Origin of the sequence: Streptomyces sp. PH10-H1 (genome assembly GCF_030063355.1) — a bacterium.
GTDB lineage: Bacteria > Actinomycetota > Actinomycetes > Streptomycetales > Streptomycetaceae > Actinacidiphila.
This window is the reverse complement of record NZ_JASISZ010000008.1, coordinates 67,510-83,279: the sequence shown is the minus strand read 5'-3', so window position 1 is coordinate 83,279 and position 15,770 is coordinate 67,510. Positions and strand designations below refer to the sequence as shown.

General features: G+C 71.0%; 11 protein-coding genes. 6 read left to right on the top strand and 5 right to left on the bottom strand.

The genetic code is table 11. The features are described 5' to 3' along the window. Window positions 1-203: 203 nt before the first annotated feature. Window positions 204-1,118, bottom strand: a complete 915-nt coding sequence (locus QMK24_RS07925) for an SDR family oxidoreductase (protein ID WP_283464547.1) — start codon at window positions 1,116-1,118, stop codon at window positions 204-206. 112 nt (window positions 1,119-1,230) lie between these two features. On the opposite strand from QMK24_RS07925, the gene QMK24_RS07920 reads away from it, so the two are divergent. The 5 genes from QMK24_RS07920 (at window position 1,231) to QMK24_RS07900 (ending at window position 7,566) form a co-directional block, all read left to right on the top strand. Next, window positions 1,231-2,196: an AraC family transcriptional regulator gene (locus tag QMK24_RS07920; RefSeq protein WP_283464546.1), complete on the top strand. Its 966-nt coding sequence runs from the start codon at window positions 1,231-1,233 to the stop codon at window positions 2,194-2,196. Between the two features lie 61 nt (window positions 2,197-2,257). Beyond that, window positions 2,258-3,715: a 4-hydroxyphenylacetate 3-hydroxylase family protein gene (locus QMK24_RS07915; protein ID WP_283464545.1), complete on the top strand. Its 1,458-nt coding sequence runs from the start codon at window positions 2,258-2,260 to the stop codon at window positions 3,713-3,715. 4 nt (window positions 3,716-3,719) lie between these two features. Further along, window positions 3,720-5,162 (top strand): MFS transporter, encoded by a 1,443-nt coding sequence (locus QMK24_RS07910; RefSeq protein ID WP_283464544.1) that lies wholly within the window; start codon window positions 3,720-3,722, stop codon window positions 5,160-5,162. A gap of 23 nt (window positions 5,163-5,185) precedes the next feature. Further along, on the top strand, window positions 5,186-6,286 hold the full coding sequence (locus tag QMK24_RS07905) for a monodechloroaminopyrrolnitrin synthase PrnB family protein (RefSeq protein ID WP_283464543.1): 1,101 nt from the start codon (window positions 5,186-5,188) through the stop codon (window positions 6,284-6,286). Beyond that, window positions 6,283-7,566 (top strand): flavin-dependent oxidoreductase, encoded by a 1,284-nt coding sequence (locus tag QMK24_RS07900; RefSeq protein WP_283464541.1) that lies wholly within the window; start codon window positions 6,283-6,285, stop codon window positions 7,564-7,566. The genes QMK24_RS07905 and QMK24_RS07900 overlap by 4 nt, the downstream gene beginning before the upstream one ends. A gap of 46 nt (window positions 7,567-7,612) precedes the next feature. Here the strand turns inward: QMK24_RS07900 and QMK24_RS07895 are convergent, their stop codons facing one another. Next, a complete protein-coding gene (locus QMK24_RS07895; RefSeq protein WP_283464540.1) occupies window positions 7,613-8,233 on the bottom strand; it encodes a mycothiol-dependent nitroreductase Rv2466c family protein in 621 nt (206 codons plus the stop codon). 175 nt (window positions 8,234-8,408) lie between these two features. Between QMK24_RS07895 and glgP the strand changes: the two genes are divergently transcribed. Next, the gene (glgP, locus tag QMK24_RS07890; protein WP_283464539.1) at window positions 8,409-11,042 is read left to right on the top strand and encodes an alpha-glucan family phosphorylase; all 2,634 of its coding nucleotides are present in this window, start codon (window positions 8,409-8,411) and stop codon (window positions 11,040-11,042) included. Window positions 11,043-11,119: 77 nt separating this feature from the next. On the opposite strand, the gene QMK24_RS07885 is transcribed toward glgP, so the two are convergent. The 3 genes from QMK24_RS07885 to QMK24_RS07875 form a co-directional block, all read right to left on the bottom strand. Further along, window positions 11,120-12,772 (bottom strand): DEAD/DEAH box helicase, encoded by a 1,653-nt coding sequence (locus tag QMK24_RS07885; protein ID WP_283464538.1) that lies wholly within the window; start codon window positions 12,770-12,772, stop codon window positions 11,120-11,122. 84 nt (window positions 12,773-12,856) lie between these two features. Further along, on the bottom strand, window positions 12,857-13,060 hold the full coding sequence (locus QMK24_RS07880; RefSeq protein WP_283464536.1) for a cold-shock protein: 204 nt from the start codon (window positions 13,058-13,060) through the stop codon (window positions 12,857-12,859). Between the two features lie 309 nt (window positions 13,061-13,369). After that, complete coding sequence (locus QMK24_RS07875) at window positions 13,370-15,649, bottom strand: M4 family metallopeptidase (protein ID WP_283464535.1); 2,280 nt, start codon at window positions 15,647-15,649, stop codon at window positions 13,370-13,372. Between the last annotated feature and the right edge of the window lie 121 nt (window positions 15,650-15,770).

Sequence of the window (15,770 nt, the reverse complement as noted above, 5' to 3'; positions counted from 1 at the left end):
GAATGGGCGTGTCACATGATTCCGCGTGACGCCGCGCTGCCGGGAGCCTTCCCATTGGATGTCAGTCAAAAGCTCCGCGGAAGGGGTACGGGCGCGTAGTTTGCTGGGAGTTGGAGAAGCCGTCCCGCCCCCCGGGACCGGCGGGGCCCGACGGCTCGACGGGGAACGCGCTGGGAACGACCCGCGGGGCAGGTCGTCAGCGCTCAGAGGGGGCGGCTGGACCAGGTCTGCCACGGTTGCCCGGCCACCCAGTCGGCGATCGGGGTGAGCTTGATGCCCAGGGCCTGCTCGGCCTCCTCGGGGTCGCCGTCCATCAGCCGCTCGTCCGTACCGGAGGCCATGTAGTGGTAGATCCCGGCGACACCCGCGGCCGAGGTCGCGCCGATGGCCTTGGCCAGCGCCGCCTCGAAGGCGGCGGCCGGCAGCGCCCGGTACTCGACCGGCCGGCCGAGTCCCGTGGCGAACTCCTCGGCGAGCCCGGGCCCGTCGACGGCCTGCCCGCCGATGTCCAGGACCCGGCCGTCGAGGCCGTCGTTGAAGAGGGCGGCGGCCATCGCGACCGCGAGATCATCGTGCGAGATCCAGCCGACCCGCTGGTCGGCGGCGAGCGGATAGGCCAGCACACCCTCGTCGATGAGGGCCGGACCGTTCCACGGGCTGAACAGGTTGTCCAGGTACACCGGCGGCCGCAGGACGACCAGCGGCACACCGCTGTCGCGCAGCACGGCTTCGGCGAGCCGGCGCGTCTCGAACGCGGCGACCATGCCCGCATCCGGCGGCACGCGGGTGTTCGCGTTGTACACGATCCGGTTCACGCCGTTTTCGAGGGCGGCCTCAGCGATGTTGGCGGCATAGGACTGGATACGGACGGGGTCGTACTCCAGCGGCATCGTCACCGCCGCGTGAGTGGCGCCCTTGAAGGCCCACATCACGTCGTCCCGGCTGCCGAGGTCGCCGGCGACGAACGAGACCCCGGCGATGTCGGGGCGCGCGACGGCCGGCCGCCGCGTGAGGCTGCGGACCCGGTGGCCGCGCCCGGCGAGCAGCCGGGCGACGGCGCCCCCCTGGAAGCCGGTCGCCCCCACGACCAGACAGCGCTGATGAATCTCTTCCGACATCGGTGTGTCGCCCTTCGGTAGAGTGAATTAGCGATTCCGTCCCCTTCTCAGGCTGGACGGGGCACTCAGGGGCGGCAATAAGCAAACCGGGACGGGGATTAAGGGTTCGTCCATGGAATCTGGTGGGAACGACCTCCTCAGCGAACTGCTCAGGCCGCTGCGTCTGACCGGCGTGTTCGACAGCCTCTGGCGGCTGCGAGCGCCCTGGGCGATCGAGGGAGACTCCGAACAGAGCTGCGCGATCCTGCACTACATGGTGGAGGGCGACTGCTGGATCAGCGCGGGCGACTGCCCGCCGATCCAGCTCCACCAGGGCGACTTGGCCGTCTTCCCGACCGGCACCGCCCACCGGCTCTCCGATCTGCCCGGCCGGCAGGGCGTGCCGCTGAAGGCGGTGCTCCCGCAGCGCGAGCCCGGCACGTCCGGGGTGCTCGTGGTGGAGGGCACCGGCGACCTCAGCCGCATCATGTGCGCCGGGCTGCACTATGACGCGACGGCCGCGACGTCCCTGTACCGGGCGCTGCCGTGGTCCCTGGTGCTGGACCGGACGCAGGTCGACCAGGAGCCGCTGCTGCGCGACACACTGGCCTCGCTGGCCGCTCCCGAACGGCGCGGTGAGCCGGGATCGCAACTGGTCACCCTGCGGGCGTTCGAGATGGCCTTCGTCCTGGCGCTGCGCCCGCTGCTGCGCGAACTGTCCGACAACCCGGCCGTGCTGCCCGCCCTGCGGCACCCCGGCATCAGCAAGGCGCTCATCATCGTCTCCACCCGCTTCTCCGAGCCGTGGACGATCGAGGCCCTGGCCCGGGAGGTCGGCATGTCGCGTTCGGCCTTCACCGCCACGTTCAGGGAGCTGGTGGGCGAGGCGCCGGCCCGGCATCTGACGGGGCGTCGCATGCAGGAGGCCGCACGGCTCCTCACCGAGACGGCGGTTCCGCAGACGGCCGTACCGCCCCGGGTCGGCTACCAGAGCGCGGTCGGGTTCCATCTGGCGTTCCGGAAGTGGTTCGGGACGACACCCGGCGAATACCGGGGCAACTGGCCGGTTCATAAACGGGACCGGCAGGACGTTCATTGATTAGCACACGTGTATGAGGCAGTCTCTTCAACGGCGCGTCGAAGATCGTTGAGGAGACACGGTGACCAGGTCCGGCCAGGAGTACAAGGATTCGCTGCGTGACGGGCGTGAGATATGGCTCGACGGGGAGCGGATCAAGGACATCACCCGCCACCCCGCCTTCCGTAACACGGTCGACTCCATCGCGGGGCTGTACGACCTGTCCCACGACTCCGAACACTCCGCGGTACTCACCGAGGGCGGCGTCCACCGTGCCTTTCTGATACCCCGTTCGTACCAGGACCTGGTCGCGCGCCGCCAGGCGCACAAGGTGTGGGCCGAGGCCAGCTTCGGCTACCTGGGCCGCACCCCCGACTACATGGCCGCCGGGATAGCGGGCTTCGCAGCCGTGCCGCAGCTCTTCACCACCGACACGTTCGACGGCGCGCCCCACGTCGAGGCGTACCACCGGCGGATGTCCGAGGGCGATCTGTACCCGACGTTCACCATCACCAATCCGCAGATCGACCGGACGAAGTCCGCCGCCGAGCAGGAGAGCGACGACCTCATCGTCCGGGTGGTGGAGGAGCGCGACGGCGGCATCGTGGTCCGCGGCGCCAAGATGATCGGCACCGCGGCGGTCTTCGGCAACGAGGTCGTGGTCGGCACCATCGAACCGCTCGCCCCGCAGGACATCGAGCACGCGGTCTGCTTCTCGATCCCGGTCGATACCCCGGGCCTGAGGTTCATCTCCCGCACCTCCTACGAGGCCCAGGCGCGCAGCGTCTTCGACAATCCGCTCTCCTCCCGCTTCGACGAGAACGACGCGCTGCTGGTCTGCGACGACGTCTTCGTACCGTGGGAGAACGTCCTCGCCTACCGCAATGTCGACGTCTGCTTCGGCCAGTGGTGGAAGACCCCCGCCTACGTCAACTTCGTCCACCAGGCGTCCACCCGCTTCTGGACCAAGCTGGAGTTCCTCACCGGCGTCGCGATCCTCCTCGCCAAGGCCAACAACACCTACCAGCTGCCGGCGGTCCAGACCCGGATCGGCCGGCTGATGGGCTGGGTCGCCCAGGCCAAGTCCATGGTGCTGGCCGCCGAGGCCTCGTACGAGGAGGTCGACGGGGGACGCGGCGGCGTCATGCCCGGCAAGGACATCTCGTACGCCCACCGGATCATGGCCGGAGAGATCTATCCCCAGGCGGTCAGCGAGATCAAGCTGCTGGCCGGCGGCGGTGTCATCCAGCTCCCCGCCTCCGCGCAGGATCTGCTGCACCCGGAGATCGGCCCCATCATCGCCAAGTACATCCGCTCGCCCGGGCACCCGGCGCAGGACCGCGTCAAGCTGCTCAAGCTCGCCTGGGACGCCCTCGGCACGGAATTCGCCGGACGGCACGAGCAGTACGAGCGCTTCTACCACGGCGCGCCGCACGTCTATCTGCTGCAGCAGGCGTGGGAGGGCGACACCGGCGCCTGCGAGAGCCTGGCCCGCGCCTGCCTCGACGGGTACGAACTGCAGCCACTGCCCCGGGCCTGAGGCGATGGCGCACAGCCGCACCTTCGCGCTCGCCCTGCTGGCCTCCACTCAGCTGCTGCTGATCCTCGACACCGCCATCGTCAATGTGGCGCTGCCCTCCATCGGCGCGGACCTCGGCACCGACGCCCCGGGCCTGTCCTGGGTCGCGAACGCCTACCTGATCACCTTCGGCGGCTTCCTGCTGCTGGCCGGGCGCGTCGCCGACATCATCGGCCACCGCCGGCTCTTCACAGGCGGCCTGGCACTGCTGTCCGCCTCCTCCCTCGGCGGCGCCTTCGCCGCGAACAGCGCGCTGCTCGTCGCGGCTCGGGCCCTGCAGGGGATCGGGGCGGCCTGCGCGGCCGCCGCGGCCTTCGCGCTGGTGCTGCTGCTGTTCTCCGAGGGACCTGAACGGCACCGTGCCCTGGGGGTGTTCGCGGCGCTCGGGGGGCTGGGCGGCGCGCTGGGCACGGTGCTGGGCGGCGTGCTCACCTCCGGCCTGGGGTGGCGCTCCACGTTCGTCCTGAACGTGGTGGTGGGCGCCGCGCTGATCGCCCTCACCCCGGCCGCGCTGGCACCCGTCCTCGCCCGCCGCGCGAAGACCGGGCCGGCGCCGGGAAGCCCCGGGGACTTCGACCTCGGCGGCGCCCTCACGGCCACCGGCGGCCTCAGCCTGATCGCCTACGCCCTGGTCGACGCGGGCACCGCGGGCTGGACCGCGCCGGGCACACTGCTGGCCGGCGCCGCCGGCCTGGCGTTGCTCGCGGCGTTCGCGGCCATCGAGTCCCGCACGGCCCATCCGCTGGTCCCCCCTGACGTGCTCAGGCAGCCGGTGCTGCGCCTCGCCAACCTCCTCAGCGCGCTGGCGCAGATGGCGCTGTTCCCGATGTTCTTCCTCGTGAGCCTGTATCTGCAGGCTGTACTGGGCTATCCGCCGGTCACCGGCGGACTCGGGCTGCTGCCGCTGTCGGTCGTTGTCGTGCTGACCGCGCCCCTGACCGGGCGGCTGGTCCTCCGGTTCGGCCTGCGCCCGGTGATGACCGCGGGCTTCGCGGCCGTGGCCGCCGCGATGCTCTGGCTCGCCCTGTCGCTGTCGGCCGACGGATCGTTCCTCGGCACCGTCCTCGCGCCCAGCCTGCTGATCGGCGTGGGCCTGCCTCTCGTCATGGTGACGACCAATGTCGCCGCGACCGCGCAGGCGGGGGCCGGGGAGACCGGCCTGGTGTCCGGACTGATCAACACCAGCCAGCAGTTCGGCTCGGTCCTCGGCCTCGCGGTCCTCGTCGCGGTGGCCGCCGCGCACACCCGGGCCGCGGGCCCCGGCGCGGCCGCGGAAGCCGCGGGATTCCGCACCGCGCTGCTCGTCGGCGCGGCCTTCGCCGCGGCCGCCACCCTCCTGACGCTGCTGCTGCGCAGCCCCGCGCCGGAGCCGGCCGACCCCTCACCCAGCACACACACATCCCTGTGACCCTCGGAATGACGGTGCCCCACATGTCTGTGCTCGATCTGCTCCAAGGGCAAGAGCCCTATTACCGGATATCGGAGATCCGAGGCGCCGACCCGCTGGGTGCGGACGAGGCGTGCGAGAAGCTCCGTGTCATGAACGTCGACAGCGATGTGTCCGGCATGGTCACCGCACTGCGCGAACTCCTCCCGGATACCGGCGTTCTGGACGACTTCTCCACGGCCGAGAACCTCGCCGCCATGCGTGACCTGGGCATCTTCCTCGGATCCATCAAGCGGCACGGCACCGAGCCGCTCGACGCCGTACCGGAGGCGCTGCCGGTCCTGCGCGCCCTGGGCCGGCGCACCGGCATGGTCCCCCGGGACACCGTCCACCACTACACGGCATGGAACCCGGTCGGTGCCCGTCAGCGCATGTACACCGGCGACCCGATGGAGGCCTGCCTGCAGGACGCCGTCCGGATGGTCTTCCCCAGCCTGTGCGCCTCGCTGGACGCCTGCTCGGAACTGGCCACGCTCGAACCCCACGACAGCCGGTTCCCGGCCTGCCTCGACCGCCTCGCCGGACTCGTCCAGGCCATGGTCGACTCGATCGACTTCACGATCGCCAACGTCTCGCCGGTGTTCTTCGCCCAGGTGCTGCGCCCCTACTTCGAGGAGATCACCCTCGACGGGCAGGAGTACCTCGGCCCGGCGGCGGCCCAGGTCCCGCTCTGGCTGGTCGATCTGACGCTGTGGCAGTCCGACCGCAGCACCGGGCGGTACGAGGCATTCCTCACCGAATCGGTGCCCTACAGCCTCCCCGCCTGGCGCAGCTTCCACGCCCGGTACAAGGGCTGCCCCTCCGCGGTGGGCAAACTGTCGCTCGCCGTCAGCTGGGCGGGTGCGGACCGGCTCTCCACCACCCTGCGGGCCAGTGCCGTCGCCCTGGCGCGAGTGCTGCGCATCCTCAAGACGTTCAGGGCCCGGCACATCCGCATCGCCCGGGAGGCGTACAGCGACGAGGTGCGGCTGTACGACTATGGCAGCGGCGGCGCGCCCGTCGAACTGCTGCGCTCCGTACTCGATCTGACCCGCGAGAACGAGACCCTCGTCCGTCGCTCCACGGAGAAGGAGGCGGCCCGATGAGCCGTATCGTCATCGCGGGCGGCGGCATCGCCGGCCTCACCGCCGCGCTCAGCCTGCACGCCGTCGGCCGCACCGATGTGCTGGTCGTCGAGGCCGCCCCGGAGCTCCAGCCGGTCGGCGCGGGACTCAACATCATGCCCAACGCGGTACGCGAACTGGCGGCCCTGGGGCTGTACGAGGAACTGGCCGCCGTATCGGTGCCCACCAGTGAGCTGCGCTATTACCACAGCAGCGGCAGCCTCGTCTGGCAGGAGCCGCGCGGCCTCGGCGCCGGTTACCGCTGGCCGCAGCTGTCGATCCACCGCGGCCGGCTGCAGAGCGTCCTGTCCCGCGCGGTCCGGGAACGGCTCGGCCGGTCGGCGGTCGTCTCCGGCGCCCTGGTGGACGACTTCACCGAGCTGCCCGGCGCCCGGCTGCGCGTCGCCGTCCGGGACCGGGCCACCGGCGGCAGCACCGACATCGGCGCGGAGGTCCTGATCGGCGCCGACGGCATCCGCTCGGCGGTCCGCTCCGCGATGTACCCGGGTGAGGGCGAACCGCCGTGGAACGGCCTGCTGATCTGGCGCGGGGTGTCCTGGATGCCCGCGGACCGCGTCGCCACGCACATGTTCATCGCCGGGAACAACCGGCAGAAGGCTGTCGTCTACCCGCTGACGATCCCTGCGGCGCCCGGTGAGCGCGTGCTGGTCAACTGGGCGCTGGTGATGCCCGCAGAACAGGGCGGCGCCCCGGACCGCAGCGGCTGGAACCGGCCGGTGTCCACTGCCACGTTCCGCCACCACTTCGAGGGCTGGACCTTCGACGGGGTGGACGTCGGCGAGGTCATCGACAGCGCGGAGGCCGCCTTCGAGTACCCGATGGTGGACCGCGAGCCGCTGGTGCGGTGGACCTTCGGCGGGGCGACGCTGATCGGCGACGCCGCGCACGCGATGTACCCGGTCGGTTCCAACGGTGCCACCCAGTCGATCATCGACGGCCGCGCCCTCGCCCATGCGATGGCCGCCCACGAGGATCCCGGGCGGGCCCTGCCGGCGTACGAGGCGGAGCGCCGCCCGCCCATGACGGAGCTGCAGCGCTCCAACCGCCGGATGGGCCCGGAGGTCGTCATCAACATGGCCCATGAGCGGGCCCCCGGCGGCTTCGCGGACATCCACGACGTGATCCCGCGCACCGAACTGGAGACGATCGCGCGCAGTTATGCCGTGGCCGGCGCGTTCGACCCGGCCACGGTGAACCAGGGCTCGCCGTACGACGTCCGCACCGCGCGGGCGGCGCGCTGAGGACCGGCGGCCGGCGGCCGTTCGCGGTGGCCGGCCGCCGCGGCCGTCAGTCGAAGGAGAGCGAGCCGGTGCGGGTGCGCTTGAGTTCGAAGAAGTCCGGGTAGCCGGCGAGCGCCCGAACGCCGTCGAACACCCGGGCCGCCTCCTCGCCCCGGGGGATGGAGTTCAGCACCGGGCCGAAGAACGCCACACCGTCGACATGGATGGTGGGCGTGCCGACATCGTCACCGACCGGATCCATGCCCTCGTGGTGGCTCTTGCGCAGTGCCTCGTCGTACTGCGGATCGGCGGCGGCCGCGGCCAGTTCCGCGGGCAGCCCGACCTCGGACAGCGCCTCCTTGATGACGGCGTCGAAGTCCTCACGGTTGCCGCCGTTGTGGATCCGGGTGCCCATCGCCGTGTAGAGATCGCGGAGCACACCCTCGCCATGGTGGTGGGCGGCGGCTATCGCGACTCGCACCGGGCCGATGGACCGGTCCACCAGGTCCCGGTACCACTCGGGCAGCTCGCGGCCCTCGTTCAGGACGAACAGGCTCATCACCCGGAACCGCAGCTCGATGTCCCGCTGCTGCTCGACCTCGAGGATCCAGCGGGAGGTGATCCACGCGAACGGGCAGGCGGGATCGAAGTAGAAGTCGACCTTTGACGTAGCCACTTGGGATGTCATACGGCGATGCTAATCGGGCCCACTGACACTCCGGCGGTCCTGCCGCCGCCCCGTGTGCCCGCCGTGTGACCGCGCGCGGGCCGAATGCCCCAGCGGACGTCCGTTCGGGCGTTTGAGCCGCCGGATCGTGGACAGCGGCCGGATCGCGGGGCGGGACCCGGCTACCGTCGTAGGGGTGAAGGCAATCCGTCGTTTCACCGTGCGAACTGTCCTGCCGGAACCGCTGCGTCCGCTCGGCGAACTGGCACAGAATCTGCGCTGGTCCTGGCACCCGGAGTCCCGGGAGCTGTTCCAGACCGTCGACGAGGAGGGCTGGCGGGCCGCTGCCGGAGACCCGGTGCGGCTGCTCGGCGCCGTCTCCAAGGAGCGGCTCACGGCTCTCGCGCAGGACCGAAGATTCCTGCGCCGCCTCGCCTCCGTCGCCGAGGACCTGACCGACTACCTCACCAATCCGCGCTGGTACCAGGGGGAGTCACCCGAACTCCCCGCCGCCATCGCCTACTTCTCGCCCGAGTTCGGGATCACCGCGGCCCTGCCCCAGTACTCGGGCGGCCTCGGCATCCTGGCCGGGGACCATCTCAAGGCCGCCAGCGACCTCGGAGTGCCGCTGATCGGCGTCGGGCTGCTGTACCGGCACGGATATTTCCGCCAGAGCCTGTCCCGTGAGGGCTGGCAGCAGGAGCACTACCCGGTCCTCGATCCCAACGAGCTGCCGCTCAGCCTGCTGCGCGAGCAGGACGGCACCCCCGCCCAGGTCGTCCTCGTCCTGCCCGGCGGCCGGTCCCTCACCGCCCACATCTGGAAGGCCCAGGTGGGCCGCGTCCCGCTGCTGCTCCTCGATTCCGACGTCGAGGAGAACCACCGTACGGAACGCGATGTCACCGACCGCCTCTACGGCGGCGGCAGCGAGCACCGGCTGCTGCAGGAGATGCTGCTGGGCATCGGCGGAGTGCGCGCGGTGCGCACGTACTGCCGTCTCACCGGCCACCCCGACCCCGAGGTCTTCCACACCAACGAGGGCCACGCCGGATTCCTCGGCCTGGAGCGCATCCGCGAGCTCAGCGGCGAGGGGCTCGGTTTCGACGCCGCCGTGGAGGCGGTACGGGCCGGCACCGTCTTCACCACCCACACCCCCGTACCCGCCGGAATCGACCGCTTCGACCGCGAACTGGTCGGCCGCCACCTCGGCGACGGCGGCGAACTGCCCGGCGTCGACATCCAGCGGGTGCTGGAACTGGGCATGGAGACGTACTCGGGCGGCGACCCGAACGTCTTCAACATGGCGGTGATGGGCCTGCGGCTCGCCCAGCGCGCCAATGGCGTCTCCACGCTCCACGGCGCCGTCAGCCGCGAGATGTTCGCCGGGCTGTGGCCCGGGTTCGACGCCGACGAGGTGCCGATCGCCTCGATCACCAACGGCGTGCACGCCCCCACCTGGGTGGCCCCCGAGGTCTTCCAGCTGGGCGCCCGGCAGATCGGCGCCCAGCGCGCCGAGGACGCCCTGATGATCGGCGAGACCCAGCGCTGGGAAGCCGTCGCCGAGATCCCCGATCCGGCCGTGTGGGAACTGCGCCGGGTGCTGCGCGAGCAGCTGGTGGAGGACGTACGGCGCCGGGTGCGCGCGTCGTGGCGGCAGCGCGGTGCCGGACAGGCCGAGCTCGGCTGGGTGGACGGCGTACTGGACCCCGACGTGCTCACCATCGGATTCGCCCGCCGCGTCCCCTCGTACAAGCGGCTCACCTTGATGCTCCGCGACCAGGACCGGCTGATGGACCTGCTGCTGCACCCCGAGCGGCCGATCCAGATCGTCGTCGCGGGCAAGGCCCATCCGGCGGACGACGGCGGCAAGCGGCTCGTCCAGGAGCTGGTGCGCTTCGCCGACGATCCGCGGGTACGCCACCGCATCGTCTTCCTGCCCGACTACGACATGGGCATGGCCCAGCACCTCTACCCCGGCTGCGACGTGTGGCTCAACAACCCGCTGCGCCCCCTGGAGGCGTGCGGCACCTCGGGCATGAAGGCCGCCCTCAACGGCTGCCTCAACCTGTCGGTGCTGGACGGCTGGTGGGACGAATGGTTCGACGGCAACAACGGCTGGGCGATCCCGACGGCCGACGCCGAAGGAATGGGGCACAGCGGCGACGACGATCCTGACCGGCGCGACGACCTGGAGGCCTCAGCCCTCTACGAGCTCATCGAGAACCAGGTCGCCCCGCGCTTCTACGATCACGACCCGCACGGCCTGCCCGCCCGCTGGATCGAGATGGTCCGGCACACCCTGGTGACCCTGGGCCCCAAGGTGCTCGCGGGGCGCATGGTGCGTGATTACGTCGGCCGGCTCTACGCCCCGGCGGCTCGCGCGCACCGGGCCGTCACCGGCGATGTCGCCCGCGAACTCGCCGTCTGGAAGGCCCGGGTGCGCGGTGAATGGCACCGGGTCACCGTCGACCATGTCGAGGCGGACTCCGTGGGCGGATCCCCCGAACTGGGCTCCACCCTCACCCTCCGGGTCCAGGTGACCCTCGGCGGCCTCGACACCGGCGATGTGGACGTGCAGGCCCTCTCCGGACGGGTCGACGACGCCGACCGCATCGCCGACCCCACCATCGTCTCCCTCAAACCGGCAACCCAACCCGACCTCGAAGGCCGCCGGGTCTACGAGGGTCCTCTCACCCTCGACCACACCGGCCCCTTCGGCTACACCGTCCGAGTCCTTCCCACCCACCCGCTGCTGGCCGCGCCCGCCGAACTCGGCCTCATCGCGACCCCCGCCGAATCCGGGGGCATGACCGCGGGCATCCTCCGCTGACCGAACGCGACACGGCCGGTACGGGGTGATGTCCCGTACCGGCCGTGTCGTGCGCTGCGCTCAGTTCATGTCGTGCGTCAGGCGGCGCGGCGGGTGCCGCCCGTGCCGTCCTCGCGGCGGGCGCGCCGGCCCACGGCGCCGCCGCGGCCCGCGGCCGTGCGGCTGCCCGCGGCGGGGCGCCCGGGGGTGCCACCGCGGCCGTTGACACCGCTGCGACCGGCCGCCGCACCGGCGCCCTCGGCGTCGGTACGGGGCCGGCCGCCGCGTCCGCCGCGGCTGTTGCCGGCGCTGCGCGGCGTACCCGTCGGAGCGGCACTGGCGCCCGCGCCCGCGGTGGCGCCCGCGGGGCGCCGTCCGCGGCCACGGGTGCCGGACACCTTCGCCTTCGGCTTGGCGGCTTCCTGGGCGGCGGCGTGCACCGGGTCGTGGATGGTGACGGCGGAGCCGGACGGCTTGCGGGCGCCGGTGACGCGCACCAGCTCGGGGTCGCCGGGGCGGACCCGAGCCGTGTGCGGCTTGATGCCGGCCAGCGCCATCAGGCGGGCGTTCTCGCGGCGCTGCGCGGGCAGCACCAGGGTGATGACGGTGCCGGACTCGCCGGCCCGCGCGGTACGGCCGCCGCGGTGCAGGTAGTCCTTGTGGTCGCCGGGCGGGTCGACGTTCACGACCATGTCGAGCCCGTCGATGTGGATACCGCGGGCGGCGACGTTGGTGGCGACCAGCGCGGTGGCCTTGCCGGTACGGAACTGGTCCAGGGCGCGGTTGCGCTGCGGCTGGGACTTGCCGCCGTGCAGGGCGACGGCGGTGATCCCGGCGGCCAGCAGGTGCTTGGTGAGCCGGTCGGCGCCGCGCTTGGTGTCGACGAACATGATCACGCCACCCTCACGGGCGGCGATCTCGGCGGTGACGGCGCGCTTGGTGTCGTCGTCCACATGCAGCACGTGGTGCTCCATGGTCGTCACCGTCGCGGCCGACGGGTCCACCGAGTGGGTGACCGGGCTGTGCAGGAAGCGCTTGACCAGCCGGTCGACATTCTTGTCCAGGGTGGCGGAGAAGAGCATCCGCTGCCCGTTCGGTTTCACCTGGTCGAGCAACTTGGTGACCTGCGGCAGGAAGCCCATGTCGGCCATCTGGTCGGCCTCGTCCAGGACCGTGATCTCGACCTGGTCGAGCATGCACGCCCGGCGGTCGATGAGGTCGGCGAGCCGGCCGGGAGTGGCGACGAGGATCTCGGCGCCATTGCGCAGCGCGGCGATCTGGCGGGTGATGGACGCGCCGCCGACCACGGTCGTCTGGCGGAGCCCGAGCACCTGCGCGTACGGCGCGAGCGCCTCGGTGACCTGGGTCGCGAGCTCACGCGTCGGGACCAGGACGAGCGCCAGCGGGTGCTTGGAGTCGGCGCGCTGCCCGGCGGTGCGGGTGAGCATCGGGAGGCCGAAGGCGAGGGTCTTGCCGGAGCCGGTACGGCCGCGGCCCAGGACGTCCCGGCCGGCGAGCGCGTCGGGCATCGTCGCGGCCTGGATCGGGAACGGCTCGGTGACGCCGTTGTCGTTCAGGGCGGAGACCAGTGCGGGGGAGATCGACAGTTCGGAGAACAACTTCAAGGGGGAACCTTCCTCGGGACGGAGACGAGGGAGGTCCCTCGGCGCCAGGGGCGGTCCGGCGGATCGCGGACTGCCTCTTCGACGCCTGCGGACCGGCGTCCTGCGGTGCTGTCGCGCACCGCACATGTTTTGTTTCCGCTGCGCGCGAGAGGCCCGCACCGTGCGGTGCGGGCCTCTCGCTACTGGGCGCGATCAGCGCTCAGAGGTGCCTCAGAGGGGCTGGATGTTCTCGGCCTGCGGGCCCTTCTGGCCCTGCGTGACGTCGAAGGAGACCTTCTGGCCCTCCTGGAGCTCACGGAAGCCCTGGGTGGCGATGTTCGAGTAGTGGGCGAAGACGTCAGCGCCGCCGCCGTCCTGCTCGATGAAGCCGAAGCCCTTTTCCGAGTTGAACCACTTAACGGTTCCGGTAGCCATGTCTGTCTCCCTAATGGGTGCAGTTAATACAGCACCCGCACTTTACGGATGCCGCGTCGCCGCGATGATCTCCCCACACCGGACATGACGCCGGTAAAACAAATGTGCGCCTGGCCGCAAGGACCGGGCGCACATGGAGTTCATGGGTACCACAACTGCAACGCAGCCAACTGTACCAGAGAACTCGCGGATGATCATCTGGAAAGCGGTCGCGCGGCATGACGTTAGTCACACAGCGCGACCGCCGATGGGGTTCCTCAGGGCGCCCTCAGGCCATCCTCAGGCCATCCTCAGGGCGTTCGCTCCGGCTCAGAAGGTGAGCTTCCAGCTGTTGATGTAACCGCTGTCGACGCTGTAGACGTCCTGGACCTTGAGCCGCCAGGTGCCGTTGGCGACCTTGCTGGAGGCGTTGACCGTGTAGGTGGTGAGCACGTTGGCGGCCGAGTCCGACCCGCTGGAGTTCTTCAGCCGGAACGTGGTGCCGTCGGGGGCGACCAGGTCGATGACCAGGTCGCCGCGGTAGGTGTGGACGATGTTCACGCCCACCTGCAGGGTGCTCGGGGCGTTGCCGGTGCGTCCGGTGACCGGGATGTCGGAGTACACCGCGGCGCCGTGGTCCGGGATCGGCACGTCGGTGGTGTTCTCGAAGACGTTGCCGCCGCCACCGGTGGGGCTGATCGTCCAGTTGAACGTGGCCGAGCCGGTGGCGTTGGTGGAGTCCTTCGCCGTGACCGTCACGCTGTTGTTACCGACCGTGGTCGGCGTGCCGGAGATCAGACCGTTCGAGGCGTTGACCGACAGACCGGCCGGCAGACCGGTCGCGGTGTAGGTCAGCGCGCCGCCGTTGCTGGTGCTGGCCTGGATCTGCAGGCTGGCGGCGGTGTTCACGACGGTGTTCTGGTCGGCCGGCTTGGTGACCGTGACGCCGCCGGTCGGGACCCGCGAACCGACACCGATCGCGGCCCAGGTGTTGGCGACCGTGTTGTAGGTCGCGCTGCCCGCACCCCACAGGTCGGCGGCGGCCTGCAGGCTCTGCGTGCGGGCGGCCGCGTAGTTGGTGGTGGAGGTGAAGCGCTCGCTCAGCGCCTTGTACCAGAGCCTGGAGGCGCTGTCCCGGCCGATGCCGGGGACCGGCAGGTTGTCGGCGGTGGGGCTGTTGTACGTGACCCCGTTGATCACCTTCGTGCCGCTGCCCTCGGACAGCAGGTAGAAGAAGTGGTTCGCCGGGCCGGACGAGTAGTGCACGTCCAGGCCGCCGATGCCGGAGGACCAGTTGTCGGGCGAGTTGCCGTCGCGCGAGGGTTTGTCCTGGTAGCGCAGCGGGGTGCCGTTGCCGTTGATGTCGATCTTCTCGCCGATGAGGTAGTCACCGACATCGTTGGCGTTGTTGGCGTAGAACTCGACCGAGGTGCCGAAGATGTCCGAGGTCGCCTCGTTGAGGCCGCCGGACTCACCGCTGTAGTTCAGGGCCGCGGTGGCGGCGGTGACGCCGTGGCTCATCTCGTGGCCGGCCACGTCGAGCGAGGTCAGCGGCTTGTTGTTGCCCGCGCCGTCGCCGTACGTCATGCAGAAGCAGCCGTCGTCCCAGAAGGCGTTGACGTAAGCGTTTCCGTAGTGGGTACGGGAGTACGCGCCGACTCCGTCGTTGCGTATGCCGTTGCGGCCCATGACGTTCTTGTAGAAGTCCCAGGTCTCCTGGGCGCCGTAGGCCGCGTCGACGCCCGCGGTCTCGGCGTTGGACGGGAGGCCGTTGCCCCACGTGTCCGAGGACTTCGAGAAGAGGGTGCCGGTGCCCGAGCTGCCGTGGTTGAGGTTGTAGGTCTTGTGACCGCCACGGGCGCCGTCGGTCAGGCTGTACGTGGAGCCGGACAGCGTGGTGCCGATGGTGACCTGGCCGCTGTACTCGCTGTTGCCGATGCCGTTCTCGATGCCCTGGTACTCGAAGAGCCGGTCACCGGTCTTGGCGTTGGTGATGACGTGCAGCTGGCTCGGGGTGCCGTCGTCCTGCAGTCCGCCGACGACGGACTCCCAGGCCAGTACCGGCACGCCGGAGGCGGCCCAGACGACCTTGTGCGGGGAGCCGGCCACGGCCGGGCTCTGCGCGCCCTGCGCCTTGGCCCGGCTGATCGCGAAGGACGTCGCGGAGGCGGCGCTCGCGGTGGCCGTGGTGCTCGGCACCGAGATCTCGGCGTTGGTCGCCCTGTTGACACTCGTGGTGGCGCCGGCGGCCGTGGTCGCGATGACCAGGTCGCCGCCCAGGACGGACAGGCCGTCGTAGGTGCGCTGGTAGCGGGTGTGGACGGTGCCGTCGGCGTCCTTCAGGACGCTGGTCGGTATGAGCTTTTCCTTGGCGCCGAGGCGCAGTTCGCCGGCGGTACGGGCGAGGTTGGTGTTGGCGTCGGCCAGCAACGTGGCGCGCTGGGAGGCGGACAGCGCGGCCGGCAGGGCGCCGGACCGGGGCTGTACGTGGGGGGCGCTCTGCGCGTCGGTGCCTGCTGTGGCGGTGCCCGAGGGCAGTGCCACGGCGAGCAGGGCGGCGGTGGCGGCGAGGGCGCCTGCCGCGACTGCCTTGCGGGGGGATCGTCTCACTCGGAACTCCTTCTGCGGCGGCCACGGGATCGGGGCCGTGAACAGACGGGCAGGTGGGGTTGTGTGCTGCCCGGGTAGAGCGACGTGCGGGTGGGACGTGCGTGACCGCTGCGGCTGCACA